At 54.1% G+C, this 20559-nt stretch carries 21 protein-coding genes and 2 other annotated features; of the genes, 14 read left to right on the top strand and 7 right to left on the bottom strand.

What is annotated here, in order from left to right; genetic code table 11:
- Positions 1-123: 123 nt before the first annotated feature.
- From JJU47_RS03445 to JJU47_RS03435, 3 genes are all read right to left on the bottom strand, one after another.
- Positions 124-648, bottom strand: coding sequence for a hypothetical protein (locus JJU47_RS03445; protein WP_228616232.1), 525 nt, complete (start codon positions 646-648; stop codon positions 124-126).
- A gap of 144 nt (positions 649-792) precedes the next feature.
- Positions 793-1863: a diguanylate cyclase gene (locus JJU47_RS03440; protein WP_228616230.1), complete on the bottom strand. Its 1071-nt coding sequence runs from the start codon at positions 1861-1863 to the stop codon at positions 793-795.
- A 90-nt stretch (positions 1864-1953) separates the two neighbouring features.
- On the bottom strand, positions 1954-2289 hold the full coding sequence (locus tag JJU47_RS03435) for a hypothetical protein (RefSeq protein ID WP_228616228.1): 336 nt from the start codon (positions 2287-2289) through the stop codon (positions 1954-1956).
- Positions 2290-2377: 88 nt separating this feature from the next.
- Between JJU47_RS03435 and JJU47_RS03430 the strand changes: the two genes are divergently transcribed.
- The 6 genes from JJU47_RS03430 (at position 2378) to JJU47_RS03405 (ending at position 6449) form a co-directional block, all read left to right on the top strand.
- Positions 2378-2557 carry a hypothetical protein gene (locus tag JJU47_RS03430; RefSeq protein WP_228616226.1) on the top strand — a complete coding sequence of 60 codons (180 nt, stop codon included), beginning with the start codon at positions 2378-2380 and terminating at the stop codon, positions 2555-2557.
- Positions 2558-2639: 82 nt separating this feature from the next.
- Positions 2640-3590, top strand: coding sequence for a peptide-methionine (S)-S-oxide reductase MsrA (gene msrA / locus JJU47_RS03425; protein WP_228616224.1), 951 nt, complete (start codon positions 2640-2642; stop codon positions 3588-3590).
- Positions 3591-3603: 13 nt separating this feature from the next.
- Positions 3604-4890, top strand: coding sequence for a DUF2252 domain-containing protein (locus JJU47_RS03420; protein WP_228616222.1), 1287 nt, complete (start codon positions 3604-3606; stop codon positions 4888-4890).
- Between the two features lie 61 nt (positions 4891-4951).
- Entirely contained in the window at positions 4952-5227 is a 276-nt protein-coding gene (locus JJU47_RS03415; RefSeq protein ID WP_228616219.1) for a DUF5327 family protein, read from the top strand.
- Between the two features lie 105 nt (positions 5228-5332).
- Entirely contained in the window at positions 5333-5698 is a 366-nt protein-coding gene (locus JJU47_RS03410; RefSeq protein WP_228616217.1) for a rhodanese-like domain-containing protein, read from the top strand.
- A gap of 118 nt (positions 5699-5816) precedes the next feature.
- Entirely contained in the window at positions 5817-6449 is a 633-nt protein-coding gene (locus tag JJU47_RS03405; RefSeq protein ID WP_228616215.1) for an HAD family hydrolase, read from the top strand.
- A gap of 37 nt (positions 6450-6486) precedes the next feature.
- Here JJU47_RS03405 and JJU47_RS03400 read toward each other — a convergent pair whose 3' ends face one another.
- Together JJU47_RS03400 and JJU47_RS03395 are read right to left on the bottom strand one after the other, a co-directional pair.
- Positions 6487-7899 carry an NAD-dependent succinate-semialdehyde dehydrogenase gene (locus tag JJU47_RS03400; RefSeq protein ID WP_228616213.1) on the bottom strand — a complete coding sequence of 471 codons (1413 nt, stop codon included), beginning with the start codon at positions 7897-7899 and terminating at the stop codon, positions 6487-6489.
- A gap of 117 nt (positions 7900-8016) precedes the next feature.
- Positions 8017-9654, bottom strand: a complete 1638-nt coding sequence (locus tag JJU47_RS03395) for an ABC1 kinase family protein (protein WP_228616211.1) — start codon at positions 9652-9654, stop codon at positions 8017-8019.
- Positions 9655-9748: 94 nt separating this feature from the next.
- On the opposite strand from JJU47_RS03395, the gene JJU47_RS03390 reads away from it, so the two are divergent.
- The 3 genes from JJU47_RS03390 to JJU47_RS03380 all read left to right on the top strand — a co-directional run bounded on the left by JJU47_RS03390 (position 9749) and on the right by JJU47_RS03380 (position 12768).
- Positions 9749-10354, top strand: coding sequence for a trimeric intracellular cation channel family protein (locus JJU47_RS03390; RefSeq protein ID WP_228616209.1), 606 nt, complete (start codon positions 9749-9751; stop codon positions 10352-10354).
- A 12-nt stretch (positions 10355-10366) separates the two neighbouring features.
- The gene (locus JJU47_RS03385) at positions 10367-10732 is read left to right on the top strand and encodes a DUF423 domain-containing protein (RefSeq protein WP_228616207.1); all 366 of its coding nucleotides are present in this window, start codon (positions 10367-10369) and stop codon (positions 10730-10732) included.
- Positions 10733-11190: 458 nt separating this feature from the next.
- Entirely contained in the window at positions 11191-12768 is a 1578-nt protein-coding gene (locus JJU47_RS03380) for a murein hydrolase activator EnvC family protein (RefSeq protein ID WP_228616205.1), read from the top strand.
- An 86-nt stretch (positions 12769-12854) separates the two neighbouring features.
- Here JJU47_RS03380 and JJU47_RS03375 read toward each other — a convergent pair whose 3' ends face one another.
- The gene (locus JJU47_RS03375) at positions 12855-14222 is read right to left on the bottom strand and encodes an amino acid permease (RefSeq protein WP_409631031.1); all 1368 of its coding nucleotides are present in this window, start codon (positions 14220-14222) and stop codon (positions 12855-12857) included.
- 190 nt (positions 14223-14412) lie between these two features.
- Positions 14413-14643: a binding site (T-box leader), on the top strand.
- A 51-nt stretch (positions 14644-14694) separates the two neighbouring features.
- Positions 14695-14921: a binding site (T-box leader), on the top strand.
- Positions 14922-14975: 54 nt separating this feature from the next.
- Between JJU47_RS03375 and trpD the strand changes: the two genes are divergently transcribed.
- From trpD to trpA, 5 genes are read left to right on the top strand one after another with little or no spacing between them, the layout of a single operon-like run.
- The gene (trpD, locus tag JJU47_RS03370; RefSeq protein WP_228616201.1) at positions 14976-15965 is read left to right on the top strand and encodes an anthranilate phosphoribosyltransferase; all 990 of its coding nucleotides are present in this window, start codon (positions 14976-14978) and stop codon (positions 15963-15965) included.
- Positions 15962-16723: an indole-3-glycerol phosphate synthase TrpC gene (trpC, locus tag JJU47_RS03365; protein WP_228616199.1), complete on the top strand. Its 762-nt coding sequence runs from the start codon at positions 15962-15964 to the stop codon at positions 16721-16723. The genes trpD and trpC overlap by 4 nt, the downstream gene beginning before the upstream one ends.
- Complete coding sequence (locus tag JJU47_RS03360) at positions 16699-17271, top strand: phosphoribosylanthranilate isomerase (RefSeq protein ID WP_228616197.1); 573 nt, start codon at positions 16699-16701, stop codon at positions 17269-17271. The genes trpC and JJU47_RS03360 overlap by 25 nt, the downstream gene beginning before the upstream one ends.
- Entirely contained in the window at positions 17253-18434 is a 1182-nt protein-coding gene (gene trpB / locus JJU47_RS03355) for a tryptophan synthase subunit beta (RefSeq protein WP_228616194.1), read from the top strand. The genes JJU47_RS03360 and trpB overlap by 19 nt, the downstream gene beginning before the upstream one ends.
- The gene (gene trpA, locus JJU47_RS03350; protein WP_228616283.1) at positions 18434-19210 is read left to right on the top strand and encodes a tryptophan synthase subunit alpha; all 777 of its coding nucleotides are present in this window, start codon (positions 18434-18436) and stop codon (positions 19208-19210) included. Before trpB ends, trpA begins: the two co-directional genes overlap by 1 nt.
- A gap of 41 nt (positions 19211-19251) precedes the next feature.
- Here the strand turns inward: trpA and JJU47_RS03345 are convergent.
- On the bottom strand, positions 19252-20559 hold a 1308-nt coding region (locus JJU47_RS03345; RefSeq protein ID WP_228616192.1), incomplete at its 5' end, for a potassium/proton antiporter.

Raw genomic sequence — 20559 nt, 5'->3', positions numbered from 1 at the left:
GGGGAACGAAGGCGTCAAGCTTTTGGGAGCTACACGTTGAGTATAAATGATAACGATTCTCATTGTCAATTAAAATTCAAAAGAAAACTGCGGCCGGTATGGGCCGCAGTCATATGAATCGAATCAGCTAGATGGAACGCCTTTACTTAGTGTAAAGCGAAGCAGGCTGAACAAGTATCGGATATAGAATAAAGCGAAGGCATAGAATACAGCGATAACCGGTGAGCCGATGTCGACGCCGGGAATATTCAATAAAAACTCTAAGACGAGAATCGAAAGCAAAAAGATATAGAGTCCCGCATCAAGATAGAGTGGCATCAATTTACCGCGCTGGTGCCAAAACGTTCGGACGAGCGGGGCAACAATCATCCCGATGATGCGCTCGGCGAACCCGATGCTCAAGACGGCAATCATGAAAGCGGCGACCGTTTCAAATCCGACGAGACGCGGGAAGGCGAGCATCGAGAGGAGGAGGAGCGGTCCGATGAAGATGGTCATGGAGATTGAGGTGCGCAAAAAGATGAATAAGTTCCGTTTTAAAGTATCGACTCCCCCAAAGAGCGACTGGCGGAACGTCTTACCACGTTGATAGTCGAGGACGAACGATCCCACGAACATCAATCCGAATAATGATAACAATACTGCCATGAAATGTGTTTCCCCTTTTTCTAGTCAAATCGATGATTATCTCGTTTACGTAACCAAAGTCTAGCCTAGTGTACCGATTCGACCAAGGAAAGTAAAGCGGGAAATCCGGCGAACGTGTTAAACCTTTACGAACGTTTTATGGCGTCATGAAGCCAATATGAAACGGTTGCGTCCCGATTCCTTTGCGTGGTATAACGCTTCATCGGCATGTTTTAACACGCTGTCGACCTCGATATCGTTCGAATGGCAGGCACCGAGCGAGACGGTGATGTGAAGCGTGCCGGCACTCGTCTCAAACGGGAACGTCGAGACTTTTTCTCGTATAGATTCGGCCAGACGGGTCACTTCGTCTTTTTGAGCGTTCGGCATGATGATCAAAAATTCTTCGCCTCCGAAGCGGCCGACGAGGTGGTCGTCGTGACTTTCCGAGACGAGGAGCATCCCGAGCTCCCGCAAGACGTCGTCTCCGACGTCGTGTCCGTACGTGTCATTGACGCGCTTGAAATGGTCGATATCGACGAGGATGAGCGCATACTCTTCCGCCTCGACGGTCAAGTTCGCCATCGCCTCGTTCAACAGCCGGCGGTTAGCAATCCCGGTCAATGCATCGGTGCGGGCGAGCTGTTGCTGGTGCTGGACGTTCTCGAAGTGACGGCGCAACTCATGGAGCAGACGGTAAGCGGCGCATGCGCCGACGTATACCATCACGATGTAGACGAACAGGATCGGATAAAACAGTTCGAGCGGCAACGCATAGTATAGCGCCGATCCGAAAACGACGACACTGATCGTAGTGAAAATCAACAACGTGTTCCGGGTGTTATCTAGTTTGAAGCGCAACAGGCTCGTCGGCAAGACGAGCGCGACCATCGTCAAAACCGCCAAGTAAAAGCCGACGAACTCGCCGTCGGTGATCATGAAAAAGCGGCCGATCAAAAACAAGCCCCCGGCGATGGCTCCGCTGACCCAGCCGCCGAACAAGACGGCGAGCGAAATCGGGATGGCCCGCAAATCGATGAGCACGCCTTCGAGATGGAGGGCGTTCGCGAGCAAAATCAAGGCGACGAGCCCACTTTGAATGCCAAGCAGCACCCGGCTCTTGAGCGGGCTGTTCGGAGTCAGGCGGGGCCGGTTGCGATACGGCAGAAAGGAAATGGTGAACAGCGTGAACAAAATACATAAGTCGATGAAGAATGAATTGATAATCGTGAGCATGGACACAGTCCCCCTGCTTGAAATGGAAAGAATTACTTTATTTTATCATAGGAAAATGGCGCTGGCTCCGTTCGAGTTGGACGAACCTGTTCACCACTCACGCCACTCCTCGGTCACGTCTTCGTCCGTCTCATACCCGGCGAGCGTTGCTCCGGCCGCGATGAACTCGTACAGTTCTTCTCGTTCTAACGTCTCGATGAAATAGTCGTGCTCTTCATCCAACTCGTTCAAGCGCAAGACGACGTCTCGAACAGCGGCCAACACAGAGGCCTCTGAACCGTCCGAATGCGTCAATGCGGTCACATAGCGTTTAAGGGCGGCATCGACGGCAAGGATCGCCGATAACGTATAGATGTCATCCCCTTCGTTCAATCGGTCTTCCCAAACGAGCGTCGGGCGGTTGGCCCATAGCGTGGCTACATCCATGTTGTCGTCTCCTTTGTCATGTTAAATCGAGCTTCCCTTCTATCATATCAAAAATGTTTGGTATGATAGAGAAAAAGGGGGACTGTCCGTGCGTTATTGGGATCACTTCAAACGAGCGTTCATTCCGATCGCGCTCATTTTGATCGGGCTAGCAATCTTTTATACATTATCGGCACGCGGCAACTTGGCGTTGACTGTACTCGGCGCCGGAATCGTCGTTGTGATTTTATTTTTAGTGATGCGGCATATGAACCGCGTCGAAGACTGAAGGCGAGAACACGTTCGTGGTTCTCGTTTTTTGTTGTCGCGCCATTTTTTTGGGTACACTACATAGTAAGGAGGGATTCAACATGGCAAAAGCTACGTTTGCGGGAGGCTGTTTTTGGTGCATGGTCAAACCGTTTCATAAATACGAAGGAGTCGAACGCGTCATTTCTGGTTATACCGGAGGACATGTCGACAATCCGACGTATCAACAAGTCTGTTCTGAGACGACGGGTCATTTAGAGGCGATCGAAGTCACCTACGATCCCGATGTCATTTCCTACGAGGAGCTGCTAGACATCTATTGGCGTCAAATCGATCCGACGGACGGTGGCGGCCAATTCAATGATCGCGGCGAATCCTATCGTCCGGCCATCTTCTATCATTCAGAAGAGCAACGTGACGCGGCCGAACGCTCTAAACAAGCTGTCGAGGATTCGGGTCGGTTCGACCGTCCGATCGAGGTCGAGATCCGTCCGGCCAAAACGTTTTGGGAGGCGGAAGACTACCATCAAGACTATTACAAGAAAAACCCGTTCCGTTATGAGATGTACCGGGTCGGTTCGGGCCGCGCCAAGTTCGTGAAAGAGGCGTGGAGCGACAAGAAACAACAGAAAGAATTGAAAGAACGGCTCACACCGATGCAATATAAAGTGACGCAAGAGAATGGGACCGAGCCGCCGTTCCAAAACGAATATTGGGACGAAGAACGGGAAGGACTATACGTCGACATCGTCGACGGCACACCGCTCTTCACTTCGCGTGACAAGTTTCAGTCCAATTGCGGTTGGCCAAGCTTTGCCCGGCCGATTGAAGAAAAACGGCTCGATATGAACATGGACACGACACACCATATGGTTCGCACGGAAGTCCGTTCGAAACGGGGCGACAGCCATCTTGGCCACTTGTTCGATGACGGTCCGAAAGAGCTCGGCGGTTTACGCTATTGCATCAACTCGGCCGCCTTGCGCTTCATTCCGAAAGAAGAACTCGAGTCAGCCGGTTACGGGGAGTACAAGCACTTATTTGATGCGTGAAGGGGAGAATCCGATGTTCACTTCGGTCAAACAACAAATTCGTCGGGAGACAATCGCGACCGTCCTGGATTATTACGATACGTCGGTCCGGCATCTGTCGGAGGAAGCGAGACGGGAAAAATATGAGAAGATGAGCGCGAGTCCGTTTTCCTTTTTTCGGGGCAGCTCACACTTGTTTTACTACGATTTCGCGAAAGTGCCGCTCGCGTTCGACACGGGAGAAACGTATCCGACGTTCATTCAAGGTGACCTTCATTTCGAGAATTTTGGTGTTTTCGAAGACGGTGCCGGTACGATCATCTATGACGTGAACGATTTCGATGAGGCGTACCTCGGCTCTTATTTGTTCGATGTGTTGCGGATGGCGATCTCGGTCGATTTGTTCGCTGCCGAATCCGGGTTCGACGCGACGGAGGCCATCGAGACGTATGCGGAAGTATACGCGCGCGCCATCGCCCGCTATGCGAAAGGAGAGGACGAGGACGTCCAGTTCACGAAAGCGAATACGTCGAAAGCGATCAAGAAAGTGATCAAGAAGGCTGAGCAGAAGAAAGACGCGTTCATGGCGGAACGGACCGAAGTGCGTGACGAGGAACGTTACTTCGCGACGAGTGACGACCTCATCCCGGTCAGTCCCGGTATGACCGAGAAGATAAAGCATGCTTGGCCAGACTATTTGTCTTCATTATCGGAAGCGCATCGCCATCATGCGGATCACTATGAAGTGAAAGACATCGCCATCAAGCTCGAGAGCGGGACGGCCTCGATCGGTCTCGAACGTTATTACATCTTGATTGAAGGGGCGGACGCGGAACATGACGAAGACGTCATTCTCGAGATGAAACAGGCGCAGTCGGCCGTGCCGTCGCTCTTTTTACCGACGCATCCGCTGTTTGAGGACGGGCTTTCGCATCAAGGGGCTCGTGTGACCGCGGCGCAACGGGCGATGGTGCATAGTCACGACCCGTACCTCGGCTACTTGACGATCGATGGCAACGAATACTACGTGCGGCAACGTTCTCCGTACAAGCGGAAAGTAAAAGCGAAGCATATTAAAAACGAGGGCGCGTTGATCGCGACGTTGAAAGTCCAAGCTGAAATCACGGCCAAGATTCATGCGCGGGCCGATGCTGACGCCAACGTGCTTGATTATGAGGCGAGTGAACATATCGCCGCAGCGATTGGGGACGCGCGGGCACTCTTCGTCCGTCAAATCTCACGGTGGGCTAGATTTTATGCGGCGCAAGTCCGGTTTGATCACGAGGCGTTCCAATCGTGGCTGGACGCACGCGAGAAATAAGCGTGACGCTTGCGAGGTGTGAGGACTTCCTGCACAATGATGGGGTAAAGGATGTGTACGTATGATCACAGAACAGCAACTCATCACTCAGATGAAACAAGTGATGACGCAAATCGAACAGTCGAGCGGGGAAACGCAGAAACGGCACGTGGCCAAGTTGATGGGCTACTGTGAACTGTTGCTTGCGGATAGCTCGTCTTCGACGTCGACGGCTGTCGAACCGACGCTTCCGTCTAGAGAGGTGAAACCGCCGCTCGATCGACAGATGGCGGCCTTCCTAGGGATTCCGCTCGAAGAAGACGAGCAACCGAAAACCGATTCGTTGCTCGATTTTTAAGCTGCGCCTTATGGCGTGGCTTTTTTTCGAGGCGTCTGCATTGACTTATATACCATAGGGGGTATAATGAGGTTAATAAAACTTACGCATAACGGAGGCGGACACATGCTTGATTTCTTATTTGTAGCGGTAGTGATTGGTTTGATTTATTTCTGGTGGACGAAACGAAATAGTGTGAAGACGGTCTCGACGGATGAGTTGAAACGGAAAATTGCCGAGGAGCGCAACATTCAGTTGCTTGACGTCCGAGAGCCTCAAGAATACCGGGGCGGGCATATTAAACAAGCGAAAAACGTTCCATTGTCAGGGTTCGGGAACGCGAGTGCTCAATATCCAAAAGATAAAGATCGCCCTGTGTATGTGATCTGCCAAAGCGGCATGCGGAGTCAGCGAGCAGCTGCGATGCTGAAAAGTGCCGGCTACACCGATGTCTATTCGGTCAAGGGCGGCATGAGCTTCTGGCGTGGCTGATTTATTGTCCGGTTGAACCTAAACGTTCAGCCGTTTTTTTGTGGATTGGGGTTTCTGCTTTTGATTTTATGGGCATTCTGCTACGGTAAGAGAAGTAGAACAGAGAGGGGTACACGATATGGCAGTCATTTTATTTGATATCGATGGGACGCTCGTCGACACGACGGTCCCGATGACAGAAGCGATTCATAAGGCGTTAGAGCAACTCCCGCATTTACCGAAACCGAGCGAGGAAATCGTCCGTTCCGGGTACGGTTTGGCAGGCAACGCGTTTTGGGAACACGTCATCCCGGAAGCGACGCTCGAGGAAATTCGGCAAATCCGCAAATTGCGGCATGAGACGCTCGAACATGCGATGGCAGACCAGCACGTCTTGTTCGACGGGATTTATGAGATGCTCGAGACGCTCCATGCGAACGGTCATACGTTGACGACGGCGAGCAACTGCGGCGTTCATTATTTGAATTTGATTCTCGACTCGCAAGGGATCCGGCGCTTCATGACCGCTCCGGAATGTTTGGAGTCGGTGAGCGGGGAGAAGAAAGCCGATATTTTGACGGCGCATCGTCTGCGACATGGCGAGACGGACTATGTCATGGTCGGTGACCGCAAGTCCGACGTCGAGGCGGCTCGGGCGCATGACTTCCCGGTCGTCTTGACCGGATTTGGTTTCGGCAATGACGAGGAGTGGGCGCTCGCGGATCATGTGATCGCCACACCGGCCGAACTGATTGAGTGGGTGGAACAGTGAAAATGACCGGTTGAACGCAACGTTCAACCGGTCATTTTTATAGTCCGAGCGAAATATACTTCACTTCCAAATACTCTTCGATACCGTGATGACCGCCTTCACGGCCGAGACCGCTCTCTTTCCATCCGCCGAACGGGGCTTGCGGGGTCGACGGCAGCCCGTCGTTCACCCCGACGATGCCGTATTCGAGTGCTTCGGCCAAATAGAGCGCCTCGTTGATATCTTGGGTGAACACGTAGGCGGCGAGACCGAACGGCGTCGCGTTCGCCCGTTCGATTGCCTCTTCAAGTGTGTCGAACGAAGCGATCGGTGCGACCGGTCCGAACGTCTCCTCGTTCATGCACAGCATGTCCTCGTTTGCATAGCGGACGACGGCCGGCCGCACGAATAATCCGTCGAGTTGCTCGCCGCCCGTGATCTCCCCGCCTCGAATTTGAGCGTCCTCGAGATGTTTCATAACTTTATCCACGGCAGCCTCGTCGATGAGCGGCCCGATGTCGACTCCTTCATCGAGCCCGTTACCGACTTGGAGCGTCTCGACGGCCTCGATGAACTTTTCGGAGAACGCATCGACGATGGACTTCTCCACGTAAATCCGGTTGGCGCACACGCACGTCTGTCCGCCGTTCCGAAATTTCGTCGCGATCGCTTGCGGGACGGCCTTCTCCAAGTCGGCTTTGGCGGTGACGATCAGCGGAGCATGTCCGCCGAGCTCGAGTGATAGTTTCTTCATCGTGTCGGCGGCGCCGCGCATGAGCGTTTTACCGACCTCTGTCGAACCGGTGAACGTCAACTTGCGGACACGCGGGTCGTGTTGCCATACTTTGACGATGTCCGAGGCGGTACCGGTGACGAGGTTGATGACGCCAGGAGGGAAGCCTGCTTTTTCTGCCAACTTCACGAGCTCGATCGCCGTAAGCGGCGTGGCCGATGCCGGTTTGATGACGACAGTGCACCCGGCGGCGAGGGCGGGAGCGACTTTCCGGGTGATCATCGCCGCCGGGAAGTTCCATGGGGTGATCGCGGCGACGACGCCGACTGGTTGCTTAATGGCGAAGATGCGCTTGTTGTTCGCTGAGGCGGGAATCGTCTCTCCGTACACACGGCGACCTTCCGCGGCATACCATTCGATGAACCCGTTGGCGTAGCGAATCTCGCCGACAGCTTCCTTTAAAGGTTTTCCTTGTTCCTCGACCATCGTCCGAGCGACAGCTTCCGTCTCTTCGGCGATCAAGCGGTGCCATTCTAGCAACAAGGCGCCTCGTTCTTCGGCTGTCCGTTGTTGCCAGTCTTTCAGTGCGTCATGGGCCGCGTCGACAGCCGAGCGGGCCTCGTCTTCGTCACTTTTCGTCACCGTGGCCATGATGTTGCCGGTCGCCGGATTCCGTACTTCAATCGTCTCACCCGTCTCGATCCATTCACCGTTGATGAAGTTGTTTTCAGCTCGCATCGTTTTCTCCCCTTTCGTCTAGGTGCACATTTAAGAAAGTACCCGATTTCAAAAAACATACACAATTTTACAATGCGGCTCACAAAAAAACCGTCACTCGGAAGAGTGACGGGATGGTTAGACGCGGAAGTCTTGCCGGGCCAAGTGGCGGATTTTACGGCCGAGGCGTCTTGCGTTGAAATAGGCGAGGACCGCGACGACCCCACCTGACCAGAACAGCCACTCATCTGGACGGATATAACCGAACAAGCCGACGAGTAGACCGAGGATGATGACGCCCGAGTTGAACGTCTGGCGATGGAGTAGTTCTTTTGATTCGAGTTGGCGCTGGAACATCGCTTGTTCGGACAGGCGCTTACGCGTCGGTTCTTTCAAGTAGTTGTCGAGCAAAGGCGGGACGTTCAATAACTTTTTACCGTAATTGAGCGCCGTCATGACGTATCGGTTTTGAATCGTCGTCCCGTCCGCTTCGAGCCATTGGATGACGATCGGTTTTCCGAGAGTGAACAAATCGATTTTCGAGTCTAAAATCTGCAAGATGCCGAGCAGTGTCGAGGCGGCACGGCCGAAGAACGCGAACTCGGCTGGAAGTTGGATCGGCTCATTTTTGACGAGAAGCTGGATATCTTGCAACACTTTCTCGATCAACTTCGTATCGACCGTTTCAATGTCTGTCTCTAAGTAGAAGGTGACGGCCTTTTCGAGCGCTTGCCGAATGTTATGCTTGTTCGCTGTCGGCAAGAGGAATCGTAAATCTTCGAGTCCGTCGACGACGCCGTCATAGTCGAGCGAGATGAACGCTTGCAGTATTCTTCGGATCGTCGCCATATCTTGCGGGGTCGTCGATCCGACCATCCCGAAGTCGAGCAAGATGATCGTCCCGTCAGCTCGGATTTGTACGTTTCCGGGGTGCGGATCGGCGTGAAACTTCCCGCCGAACAGGAGCTGCTCAGCTGCCATCGTAAAGAGGCGCTCAGCGAGGGCCGAACGGTCGATATTGTTTTCTTTTAAAAAGGCGAGGTCGGTGATGCGGCGCGCATCGACCCAATCCATCGTGAGGACACGATTCGTACATAAATGGTCATAATAATCAGGGATGTGGACGTTCGTGTTTTCAGCGTACTTCGCCTTGAAATAATGGGCGTTTTTCAATTCGGTTTGAAAATTTAATTCATCCCCGATGACAAAAATCATTTGGCGATATAAGCTATCTAAGTCGGTCGATTTTGCGAGGGAGGTTCGCTTGAGCATCGTCGTGACGATACGCATCGCTTTAAAGTCGGTCCGAATGATTTTTTCGATGTCCGGACGTTGGATTTTCAGTGCGACTCGTTTCCCGTTCTCAAGCAACGTCGCCCCGTACACTTCGCCGATCGAAGCGGAGGCGACGGCGTCGATATCGACGTCTTTGACGACTTGCGTGTACGGGACGCCCCAGTCGGCTTCGAGAATGGCACGTGATTTATCCCAACCGGACGTCGGGACGCGGTCGACGAGTTCGGACAATTCATTGAGGACAGATGGCGGCAACAAGTCGGCCCGAATCGACAAAAATTGACCAAGCTTGATGAGGAGACCTTCCAAGCGGAGGGCGTTCCGTTTGTACTCGCGTGCGAGTTGAAGCATGAGCGCCTCGTACTCTTCTTGCGAAGCGAGACCTTGTTGCTGTTTGCGCGAGAAGGCGTAAATTTTGATGATGAATCGGGCGAACATTGTGACGATAATCCATATGCGGAACAAAGCGATTCGTTTCATAAAAGTACCGACATCCTTTACAAGCAGTCGCTCGACTGATCTGATTTTTAGTATCTTTACTGTACCATACAATGCTTAGGAGAAAGGGTCAGGGATGTTCATGGAATGGGAATTACTCAACGTCGTCGGGACGATTGCGTTCGCGGCGAGTGGCGCCATCATCGCGATGGACGAAAAGTACGATATTTTTGGGGTATGGCTACTCGCCTTCACGACAGCGTTCGGCGGCGGCGCGATTCGAAACGTGTTGCTCGGCAACCCCGTCAGTTTAATTTGGCAGCAAAATGACTTATTCATCCTTTGTTTTCTCGTCGCCCTGCTCATCTTCCTGCTGCCGAGCGTCGTCTTGCCGCATTGGGAAAGATGGGGGGTCATCGTCGACGCCATCGGACTCGTCGCCTTCGCATTCCAAGGGGCGCAAGTCGCCATCAAGCTCGACTTGCCGCTCTCGGCGGCGATTGCGGCCGCAGTTCTCACGGGAGTTGGAGGCGGCGTCGTCCGGGACTTGCTCGCAGGCAGAAAACCGCTCGTGCTTCAATCTGAAGTGTATGCGATATGGGCGATCATCATTGCCGTCGTCACATACTACTTCCGACTAGAAGGCGGGTTGCCGGTTTATGCGTTGCTCATTGTCGTCGCGACGCTTCGAGTGATATCCTACTATCGACAGTGGAATTTACCAGCACGTAAAGTTAGATAAGGGGGAACGATTATGAAATTGTTATTGATCATCGGCGCGGCCTTGATGGCACTCGGCGTCGCTTTGGGGGCGTTTGGCGCCCACGCGTTGAAAGACCGTGTCGCACCGAACATGCTCGCGAATTGGCAGACCGGCGTACTGTATCACATGATTCACGCGATCGGTATCATTGCGCTAGCAAGCATCTTGATGCGAGTGAGCATCAGCCAATTCAACACGGCAGGTTGGCTCATGTTGGCCGGGATCGTCTTCTTCTCGGGCAGCTTGTACGTCATGGCGCTCACAGGCATCACGAAGCTCGGCGCGGTCACACCGATCGGCGGTGTGTTGTTCATCGCGGCATGGGTGTTCGTCATCCTCGGCGCGTTGAAATTGTAACGAAATATCCATAGAGGGTTAACAATTCGTCTGTATCATCAGACGTGTGAGACCCCTCGTGTTCACACCACAACGAACCACTCGGCCAGTCATCGTCTTTGCTTCTTGCAAAGACGGCGACTGGTCCTTTTTACGTTTACTGGGAATGGCGAAATGTAGAAAAAGCGTCTTAATGTTTTTTAAACATAAGGTAAATGTTTTTCTATTTTCAACTACTATTACAGAAACATTTCGAAAACTAGAAATAAGAAAAACAGTTGAAATAAAGCGAAAGCGGGCATACCAACGGCATCCCCACTTTGTTATCGTAATAAAAGTGAAATATAACTTTAACAGGAAAACATTCGACTCTTCGATATAATTAGTCGTGTTGAAACTGAAAAATTAATCGTTTTTGTTACATAGCAAAACGACCTTCATATTCGTACGTCATTAAATAGCCCGTCAAAATAGAAAGGATGTCCGCATTGATCAACTGGAAACGCACCGTCTCGACACTGACGCTCAGCGCCTTGCTTCTCGGCTCACACTCGGTGGCCGACGCCTCGACGACAATCAAAGAGAAACAAGAACAGCAGAAGAAAGTTCAAGACCAGCGCAACAACGTAAAACAGAACCAAGCGAACACATCTTCGAAAATTCAGCAAAACAATCAAGAAATTTCGAAAGTGCAAGAAGAAGTCAACAAGATGGATGCCCAGCTCCAAGATATCATCTATGATGTCGCAGCGAAGCGCCAAGAAATCAAGCGTACGGAGATGAAAATCGAAGACCTTGAGGCAGATATTAAAGCTTACCAAAAGAAAATGGAAGCCCAAGAAGCGATGATGCGCGAGCGGATGGCCACGATGCAAATCAACGGTGGCGGCTCGATCAACTGGGCAGAATTTATTTTCGGTTCGAAAAACTTCTCGGATTTGATCACACGGATGATCACGGCCGGTACGATTCAGCGTAGCGACCAAGAGTTGTTCGACGACTATGAGGCGACACGTCAATCTCTTCAAGAGGCACAGGCCGCATTGAAAGAGCAACGTGCTTCACTTTTAGAACAGCAGAAAGCGCTCGAAGCGCGTCAAGCCGACCTCGAGAAGAAAATGAAAGAGCGCGAAGCGCGCATTAAAGAACTTGAAGAGAAAAACATCGAGTTTGAAACACAAATTTTCGATCTTCAAGAAATCGAAGCGACGTTGGTAGCTCAAGAAGAAGCGATCGCAGCGGAAATCGAAGCACAGCGCCGTGAAGAAGAAGAAGCACGCCGTCGCGCCGAAGAAGCCGCTCGTCAAGAAGCTGCACGAAAAGCTGAAGAAGCACGTCTTGCCGAAGAAGCAAAAGCTGAAGCAGCCCGTCAAGAGGCAGCGAGAGCAGAAGCGGCTCGTCAAGAAGCCGCACGAGCAGAGGCAGCGCGTCAAGCTGCAGCTCAACAAAAGCAGAACAATAATAATAGTACCCAGTCGTCGTCATCTTCAAACCAAGCGACGCAAAATAATACACCGGCACCAAAACCAGCAGCACCAGCACCAAAACCGGCAGCACCGGCACCGAAGCCAGCACCAAAGCCGGCGGCACCAGCTCCGAAACCGGCGCCGAGCACACCGACTGCGTCGACACCAGCACCGTCTGGCGCGATGTTCATTCAACCGGCAGCGGGCCGCTTCTCTCAAGGTTGGGGACCGGCTAGCGGTCAATTCGGCTACACGTTCCACAACGGAGTCGATATCGCTGGACCAGTCGGCTCGCCGATCCGTGCTTCGGCAACGGGTACCGTCATCCGCGCAGGATGGGGCGGGGCTTACGGCAACCATGTCATGATCGCCCACGTCATCAACGGTCAAGTTTGGACGACGGTCTACGCGCACTTGAACGCAGTATCAGTCAGCGCCGGACAACGTGTGACGCAAGGCTCGAACATCGGGACGCTCGGGAACACAGGCAACTCGTCTGGCCCGCACCTCCACTTCGAGATCCATAAAGGCAGCTACTCGTACTCGTCATCGAGCGCGGGGAACACGGTCAACCCACGTCAGTTCTTCTAATCAAACAAACGAGCACCAGTCGATTGCGACCGGTGCTCGTCTTCATGAAAAAATCGCTCCTTCCGTGTAACGGGAAGGAGCGATTTTTAGTTCGCTTGCTCGATATCATCGGTTTGATCGTCAGATTTACGGAAGCGTTCCCGTACGAAGTAGATGACGGTCAGTAACGCTAACCACGGAATCCCGAATTTGAGCAAGATGTCAAAATCGGTGAACCATGTCGTGATCATGAGACTGAGCAGTAAACCGGCTCCTAAGAGCGGCAACACCGGGTACCCAATCATCCGGACGGGGAGCTTACGGCCTGTCCATTTTTTACGGAAGAACAAGTGCGAGACGAATACCATGAACCATGTGAAGATGGCACCGAACATCGAGATACCCATGAGGAACGGGTACGACGTCTCCATGAAGATTTGCAGGAGCGCCGCGAGGACGATTCCGCCCGTCGACACGAATAAAGCGTACGTCGGGATGCCGTTTGCACTCACTTTTTTAAAGACGCGAGGCGCGTCACCGGCCTCGGCGAGCGAATACATCATCCGCGTCGAGGCGTACAGTTGGGCGTTCATCGCGGAAAGTGCCGCAATCAAGATGACGAAGTTCAAAATACCGGCCGCACCTGGCACGTCGAACTGCTGCATGACGAGCACGAACGGGCTTTGGTCGATGCCCGCTTGCTGCCACGGGATGAGCATGAGCATGATGGCGATCGTGACGAGATAAAAGAACGTCAAGCGGAACACGGTCGCCCGCAGCGCTTTTGGCACGGCACGGTCCGGGTCTTTCGCTTCGCCGGCCGTGACGGCGACGAGCTCTGTCCCGAGGAAACTGAAGAGGGAGATGAAAATCGTCACCCACATGCCGTAAAAGCCGAAGGCGAAGAATCCTTCATCGCCTGTCGTGATCGACTCGATCGGCGAACCGGGTTGGCCGAACAATGCGGCCGCACCGAGAATGATGAATAAGAAAATGGCGCTTACTTTGATGAATGATAACCAGTACTCGGTCGTTCCGAACGTGTGGACGTGTCGGGCATTGATATAGATGAGCAGTCCGCCGAACAAGGCGACCCAGACGAACCCGTTCACATCCGGGAACCAGTAACGCATATAGATGGCGATGGCGCTCACTTCGACCCCAATCGCGAGGACGTTGGCGACCCAGTACGAGTAACGGACCAAAAAGCCGGCGAGCGGATGGACATACCGTTCGGCGATCGTACCGAACGAACCTGATGTCGGGTGGGCCACGGTCATCTCAGCGAGACAACCCATGAGTAAGAGGACGATGAACGCGCCGACAGCGTAGCTGACGAGCACGCTCGGTCCCGCCGTTTGAATGGCGAGTCCGCTTCCGAGGAAGAGACCCGTCCCGATGGCGCTCCCGAGCGAAATCATCGTGAGTTGCCGGGTCGACAGCTCACGTTTTAGTTTGCTTGTTTCCAATGTCAATTCTCCTTTAGTCGAGTGAAGTGTTGTTGGGGACGACTATAGCAGACGAAAAAAACACGTGTCAACTCGCCGAACTGCGAAACGTGATGGCTTTCCGGAGGCACCTATAGAAGCAAAGTTTTTTTTACACGTTTTTGTTTGACACGGACAATCGTGCCCTGTATAGTACGAGTTAACTTAACTGAAACGAATAAAGGCGTCGACGAAGAGAAGTAACGACAGTCCCTACATGACAGAGAGCTGATGGTTGGTGTGAATCAGTATGTGGGACGTCGCGAATGGACTTCCGAGCTCTAAACCGAAACTTTTAGTAGGCTTTAGCGGGTCACCCACCGTTATCACGGGGAAGCGGATGTTTGTCCGTAAAGTGGGTTCGATCTGAACCAACGAAGGTGGCACCACGGGGTTACTCGTCCTTCTCATAGCTTAGGCTATGGGCGGGCGAGTAACCCCTTTTTCGTTTCAACACATAATGAAATCAATGATTGAGAAGAGTAACGTGTATGTACGTCTCGTCAAGAGAGCCGGGGGTGGTGGGATCCTGGCCGAGACCGACGCGTGAATGGGCTCATGAGAGCATGGCTGAATGAAGTAGGCTGTGACGGCTTCCCCCGTTATCGGGATACGATGTGATAGCATCGGAAAGTGGGATCGATTGATCCAACGAGAGGTGGCACCGCGGTCCATACCGTCCTCCATACGACAGACGTCGTATGGAGTTTTTTTGTACGTAAAACTAGAGGAGGAACATAGATGTTAACACGACTACTGACGAATCGATTGACGGCGACGGAAATGAAACAAGCGGCGGCAGAGCTGTTCGAAGCTGATGGGAACCGAATCAAAGAAGTGCTCCTCACGTTGAAAAAACGAGGTGAAACGGCCGAAGAGATGGCCGGGCTCGCCGATTACATCCGTGAGGCGGCGACGTTCCCTGAGACGACGCTCCCTGTACTCGATGTGTGCGGCACGGGGGGAGACGGGGCACATACGTTCAACATCAGTTCGACTGTCGCCTTCGTCCTCGCCGGGCTCGGCATCCCGGTCGCGAAACACGGCAATCGAAGCGTGTCGAGCCGCTCAGGCAGTGCCGACGTGCTCGAGGCGTTGAACGTTCCGATCGTCCGAACGGCAGACGACGTGTTAGCCGACCTAGAACGATCAAACTTGAGTTTCTTGTTCGCCCAACACGTGCACCCGATCATGAAGCACGTCATGCCGGCGCGAAAAGAGTTGGCGACACCGACGATTTTTAATCAGATTGGTCCGCTCACGAACCCACTCAAGCCGAGACGACAATTGATCGGCGTATATCATCCGTCGCTCCTTGAGAAGATGGCGGCAGCGATGAAACATCTCGGTGTGGAACGAGGGATGGTCGTCCACGGCGCCGGCGGACTTGACGAGGCGAGCCTCGCCGGTGCGAACGATGTGCTCTTCTTTGACGGGGACCAGACGGCAAGGTACAAAGTCGACCCACGCGATGTCGGATTGATGCGGGCCCCGCTCTCTGCGTTACGAGGCGGCACACCGGAAGAGAATGCACAGACGCTCGTCGCTGTGTTGAACGGACAGCAAGGGCCGGCCCGTGACGTCGTCTTGTTGAACGCGGCACTCGCCTTATGTACGTACGGTGCGGTGAAGACGCTCCGTGAAGGGGTCGCGAAAGCGAGCCGCAGTATCGATGAAGGTCACGCACTCGGCGTGCTTAGCCAACTACAACAAACGGAGGTCGGAATATGAGCTACTTAACAAAAATCATCGGCACAAAAATCGAAGAAGTCAATGCAATGGAAGACATCGTCGTCACGCCGACAGAGCCGATCTCCCTGCAGCGGCTCGTCGCGGACGGGTTCCACGTCATCGCCGAAATCAAGCGGGCGTCTCCTTCAAAAGGAATGATACGGGAAACGCTAGACGTCGCCGCCCGAGCACGTGCGTATGAACGAGCCGGGGCAACGATGATTTCTGTGCTGACGGATGCGACATACTTCAAAGGGTCGTTCGAAGACTTGCGCATCGTCGCCGACGCGGTCGATATCCCGGTGTTGTGCAAAGACTTCATCATCGATGAACGACAGCTCGACCGGGCGAAAGCGGCCGGGGCGAAAGCGGCACTGTTGATTGTCGCGGCGCTCCATCCGAGCCGCCTCCACGCTTTGAAGCAGCATGCACGGCAGATCGGCCTCGACGTCCTCGTCGAAGTGCATGACGAATCGGAGTTAAAGACCGCGCTCGAACTTGGCGACGTGTTGATTGGCATCAACAACCGCAACTTGAAAACGTTCGAGGTCACGCTCGAGACATCGATTGAATTGATGCGACGCTATCCGGACGTTGCGTTCGTCAGCGAGAGCGGTGTTGAGAACAGTGAAGCGGCCGGACGGCTCCAAGCGGCCGGGGCGAAAGCGATTCTTGTCGGGGAAGCGCTCATGCGTCAAGATGACCCGACAGCATTGATCGAGGAGTTGACGGCATGTTCGTTAAAATATGCGGATTAAAGACAGAGGAAAGCGTACGGACGGCGGTTGACGCGGGAGCCGACGCGATCGGCTTCGTGTTCGCGAAAAGTTCACGGCGCATCGACGTGACGACGGCGAAACGGTTGCGACGGTTAATTCCGAGTCACGTCCGTGTCGTCGGGGTGTTTCTCGATCCGACGCGCGAGGACGTCGAGACAGCGCTCGCATGCGGATTGACGGATATTCAACTGCACCGGCGGACACTACCGCTCGAAGCGTTCCGGACGTTTGGGCTGCCGATCATTGAAGCGGAGACGGGGACGGACGCTGAGATCGTCTTGCTCGATGCCCCGTCACCGGGCAGCGGGGAGACGCTCGATTGGGGGACGCTACACCGCCCCGATAAACCGTTTTGGCTCGCCGGCGGATTAGACAGCGAGAACGTGACAGAGGCGATTCGCCTCGTGCAGCCTGACGGGGTCGACGTCTCGAGCGGCGTCGAGACGGACGGAGAGAAAGATCTTGATAAGATTCGCACGTTCATCAAACGTGCCAAGGAGGAGTTTACATGTATAGCCAACCAGTGAACGGAAAGTTTGGACCGTACGGCGGCAAGTATATACCAGAGACGCTCATGCAGGCGGTCGAGGAGTTAGAAGTGGCGTATGAAGAGGCGAAACGAGACCCGGCTTTCCATGAACGTTTCGACGAACTGCTCAGCGAATATGTCGGGCGCGAGACGCCGCTCTATTATGCGGAAAACATGAGCCGTCGTCTCGGGACGAACGTCTACTTGAAACGAGAAGACTTGAACCATACCGGTGCCCATAAAATCAACAACACGATCGGCCAAGCACTTCTCGCCAAACGGATGGGCAAACAAAAAATCGTCGCCGAGACCGGCGCCGGGCAGCACGGCGTCGCGACAGCCACGGTCTGTGCGCTGCTCAATTTGGAGTGCACGATCTTCATGGGCGAGGTCGACGTCGAACGCCAGCAGTTGAACGTGTTTCGGATGGAACTGCTCGGGGCAACCGTCGTACCGGTCAAATCGGGCAGCCGGACGTTGAAAGATGCGGTGAACGAAGCGTTGCGCTACTGGGTCAAACATGTCGACGACACCCATTACGTCATGGGGTCGGTGCTCGGACCGCACCCGTTCCCGGCGATGGTTCGCGACTTTCAAAGTGTGATTGGGAAAGAGACGCGTCTACAAGTGCTTGAAAAGACGGGCCGGCTGCCGGACGCGGTCATTGCCTGTGTCGGCGGAGGCAGCAACGCGATGGGCATGTTCTATCCGTTTTTGAACGATGAGTCGGTTGCCTTATACGGCGTCGAAGCGGCGGGGAGCGGCGTCGATACGGATGAACATGCGGCGACGCTCACAAAAGGGGAAGTCGGCGTGTTGCACGGGTCGCTCATGTACGTGCTCCAGGACGCGGCCGGACAAATCCAAGAAGCGCACTCGATTTCGGCAGGTCTCGACTATCCAGGTGTCGGACCGGAACATAGCTTTTTAAAAGACATCGAGCGGGTCCGTTACGCTGCTGTGACGGACGAGGAGGCGCTCGAAGCATGTATGTCGCTCAGTCGCCAAGAAGGGATCATTCCAGCGCTCGAGTCGTCCCATGCGCTCGCCTATGCCGAGACGCTCGCAGAGACGATGACGGAAGACGACGTGCTTGTCATCTGTCTATCGGGACGCGGGGACAAGGACGTCCATACGATTCGAGAAAGGGTGACGACATGATGAAATTAGATGAAGCGATTCGACAACGGAGCGAAGGGGCGGCGTTCGTTCCATATATCATGGCAGGGGACGGCGGGCTCGATCACTTGATTCCGACGATTGAACGGTTAGAAGCGATGGGGGCGACCGCAATCGAGCTCGGCATCCCGTTCTCAGATCCCGTGGCGGACGGGCCCGTTATCGAGGCGGCCGGCATGCGCGCCCTCGCCGAAGGGGTGACACTCGCACAAGTGCTTGACCGTTTAATAGAAGGAACTGGACGTTTTTCCGTCCCGATCGTCCTCATGACGTACTTGAACCCGGTGTTCCGTTTCGGTGTACAGCCGTTCTTCGAACGAGCGGCGGCATGTGGCGTGAGCGGGGTCATCATACCGGATTTACCGTTTGAGGAGAGTCTCGAGCTGTTTGAAGGTATCGATCGCCGGGGCGTCGCTGTCATCCCGCTCGTCACGCTCACGAGCAGCGCGCAACGGATTGAGACGATTTTACGTCAAGCTGAGGGGTTTGTATACGCCGTCACGTTGAAAGGGACGACCGGGAAGACGGACGTGTTCCCGGATGAGCTGCTCGGTCATTTGCGATCGCTCACTGCTCGATCCCCTGTCCCGGTGTTAGCCGGGTTCGGAGTCCACCGGGCCGAGCAAGTCCGGGTGCTCGGTGAAGCGTGCGACGGTGTCGTCGTCGGCAGCTTTATCGTCGAGGCGCTACACGAAGGACGGGACGAGGAAGTGGCCGCATTGATTCAAGCAGCGAAAGCAGTGGATACAAAAAGGTAAGGATCGTGCTTCGGCACAATCCTTACCTTTTATATATGTTTCTATAATTCGACCCGCTCGAGCCCGTCCTCCCCGAACTTGCGGTCGAGTTGATCGTGGCGATACGTCGAGGCGAGTACGTACAGCAAGTCACCTGGTTCAATCTTCGTCTGACCGGTTGGTGGAATGAGATAGTCTTGACGTACGATGGCATTCACGACCGTGTTCGGCGGAAGCGTGATGTCAGCGAGCGTCTTGCCGATCATCGATGACGCTTCCGTCGCGACGTACGGGACGAGTTGGTGTTGCGACTGTTTACTCGAGACGAGGGCGATCGTATATGGCGAACGGATCTTATCCGGTCCGAGCAGCTTCAATCTCGCCGCGAGCGGGGTGAGTGTCGTTCCTTGAATCAAGGCGCTCGTGACGACGACGAAAAAGACGGCGTTGAAGATGAGCTGGCTGTTGTCAATCCCGGCGATGAGCGGGAATGTCGCGAGCACGATCGGGACGGCCCCTTTGAGTCCGGCCCAGGAAATAAACAATTTCTCTTTGTTCGTGAACGCCATCCCGAGCGTCGACAAGTAGACGGCGATCGGACGGGCGACGAACATTAAGATGAACGAGATGAGCAATCCTTTCCAGATGAGTGCCGGGTCGAGCAGCTGTTTCGGGAAGACGAGCAACCCGAGAATGACGAACATGATGATCTGCATGATCCAGGCGAGTGCCTCGGAGAATTGGACGATCGTCACTTCATGGGCCGTGTGCGCATTCCCGACGATCATCGCGGCGATATAGACGGCGAGCAGTCCGCTTCCTGCGAAATAAGCGGCGGCCCCGTAAGTCATGAACGCCATCGAGATCATCAGGACAGCGTGAAGGCCACTCGATTCGAGTTTTAAATGGTTGAGCATGAGACGAGACGCGTTACCAAGCATATATCCGACGAACGCACCGACGATGAGTTGAAGGACGAACATCCAAATGCCGTCCCACACGGTCGTATCCGGCTTCATCATGAAATCGAGGGCGAGAATCGTCAAGAACATCGCCATCGGGTCGTTCGTGCCGGACTCGGCTTCGAGTGTCGCGCCGACGTTCGGCGCAATGTTCTTTCCTTTAAAGGCGGCAAAGACGGCTGCGGCATCGGTCGACCCGATGATGGCGCCAAATAGGAAAGACTCGATCCAATCGAAACCGAATACGAAACGAACGGCGACCGCGACGACGCTCGTCGTGATCAAGACGCCGAGCGTGGCGAGCGAGGCTGACGGGGCGATGACGCTGCGGATGGATGACCACTTCGTCTGCAGACCCCCTTCAAACAAAATGCCGATGAGGGCCGCGACACCGATCATTTGGGCAAG

The sequence above is a fragment of the Exiguobacterium sp. genome, from assembly GCF_020832205.1.
Classification (GTDB): domain Bacteria; phylum Bacillota; class Bacilli; order Exiguobacteriales; family Exiguobacteriaceae; genus Exiguobacterium.
The sequence above is the reverse complement of the archived record's forward strand: the minus strand, read 5'-3'. Positions and strand labels throughout refer to the sequence as shown.

Excerpts from the sequence above, each read along its gene's own strand:
- JJU47_RS03360 (WP_228616197.1), top strand. The coding sequence starts at position 16,699 with ATGTTCGTTAAAATATGCGGATTAAAGACAGAGGAAAGCGTACGGACG.
- trpC (WP_228616199.1), top strand. The coding sequence starts at position 15,962 with ATGAGCTACTTAACAAAAATCATCGGCACAAAAATCGAAGAAGTCAAT.
- JJU47_RS03445 (WP_228616232.1), bottom strand. The coding sequence starts at position 648 with ATGGCAGTATTGTTATCATTATTCGGATTGATGTTCGTGGGATCGTTC.
- JJU47_RS03440 (WP_228616230.1), bottom strand. The coding sequence starts at position 1,863 with ATGCTCACGATTATCAATTCATTCTTCATCGACTTATGTATTTTGTTC.
- JJU47_RS03380 (WP_228616205.1), top strand. The coding sequence starts at position 11,191 with ATGTCCGCATTGATCAACTGGAAACGCACCGTCTCGACACTGACGCTC.
- JJU47_RS03435 (WP_228616228.1), bottom strand. The coding sequence starts at position 2,289 with ATGGATGTAGCCACGCTATGGGCCAACCGCCCGACGCTCGTTTGGGAA.
- JJU47_RS03420 (WP_228616222.1), top strand. The coding sequence starts at position 3,604 with ATGTTCACTTCGGTCAAACAACAAATTCGTCGGGAGACAATCGCGACC.
- msrA (WP_228616224.1), top strand. The coding sequence starts at position 2,640 with ATGGCAAAAGCTACGTTTGCGGGAGGCTGTTTTTGGTGCATGGTCAAA.
- JJU47_RS03410 (WP_228616217.1), top strand. The coding sequence starts at position 5,333 with ATGCTTGATTTCTTATTTGTAGCGGTAGTGATTGGTTTGATTTATTTC.
- JJU47_RS03395 (WP_228616211.1), bottom strand. The coding sequence starts at position 9,654 with ATGAAACGAATCGCTTTGTTCCGCATATGGATTATCGTCACAATGTTC.
- JJU47_RS03415 (WP_228616219.1), top strand. The coding sequence starts at position 4,952 with ATGATCACAGAACAGCAACTCATCACTCAGATGAAACAAGTGATGACG.
- JJU47_RS03405 (WP_228616215.1), top strand. The coding sequence starts at position 5,817 with ATGGCAGTCATTTTATTTGATATCGATGGGACGCTCGTCGACACGACG.
- JJU47_RS03390 (WP_228616209.1), top strand. The coding sequence starts at position 9,749 with ATGTTCATGGAATGGGAATTACTCAACGTCGTCGGGACGATTGCGTTC.
- trpD (WP_228616201.1), top strand. The coding sequence starts at position 14,976 with ATGTTAACACGACTACTGACGAATCGATTGACGGCGACGGAAATGAAA.
- JJU47_RS03385 (WP_228616207.1), top strand. The coding sequence starts at position 10,367 with ATGAAATTGTTATTGATCATCGGCGCGGCCTTGATGGCACTCGGCGTC.
- JJU47_RS03400 (WP_228616213.1), bottom strand. The coding sequence starts at position 7,899 with ATGCGAGCTGAAAACAACTTCATCAACGGTGAATGGATCGAGACGGGT.
- trpB (WP_228616194.1), top strand. The coding sequence starts at position 17,253 with ATGTATAGCCAACCAGTGAACGGAAAGTTTGGACCGTACGGCGGCAAG.
- trpA (WP_228616283.1), top strand. The coding sequence starts at position 18,434 with ATGAAATTAGATGAAGCGATTCGACAACGGAGCGAAGGGGCGGCGTTC.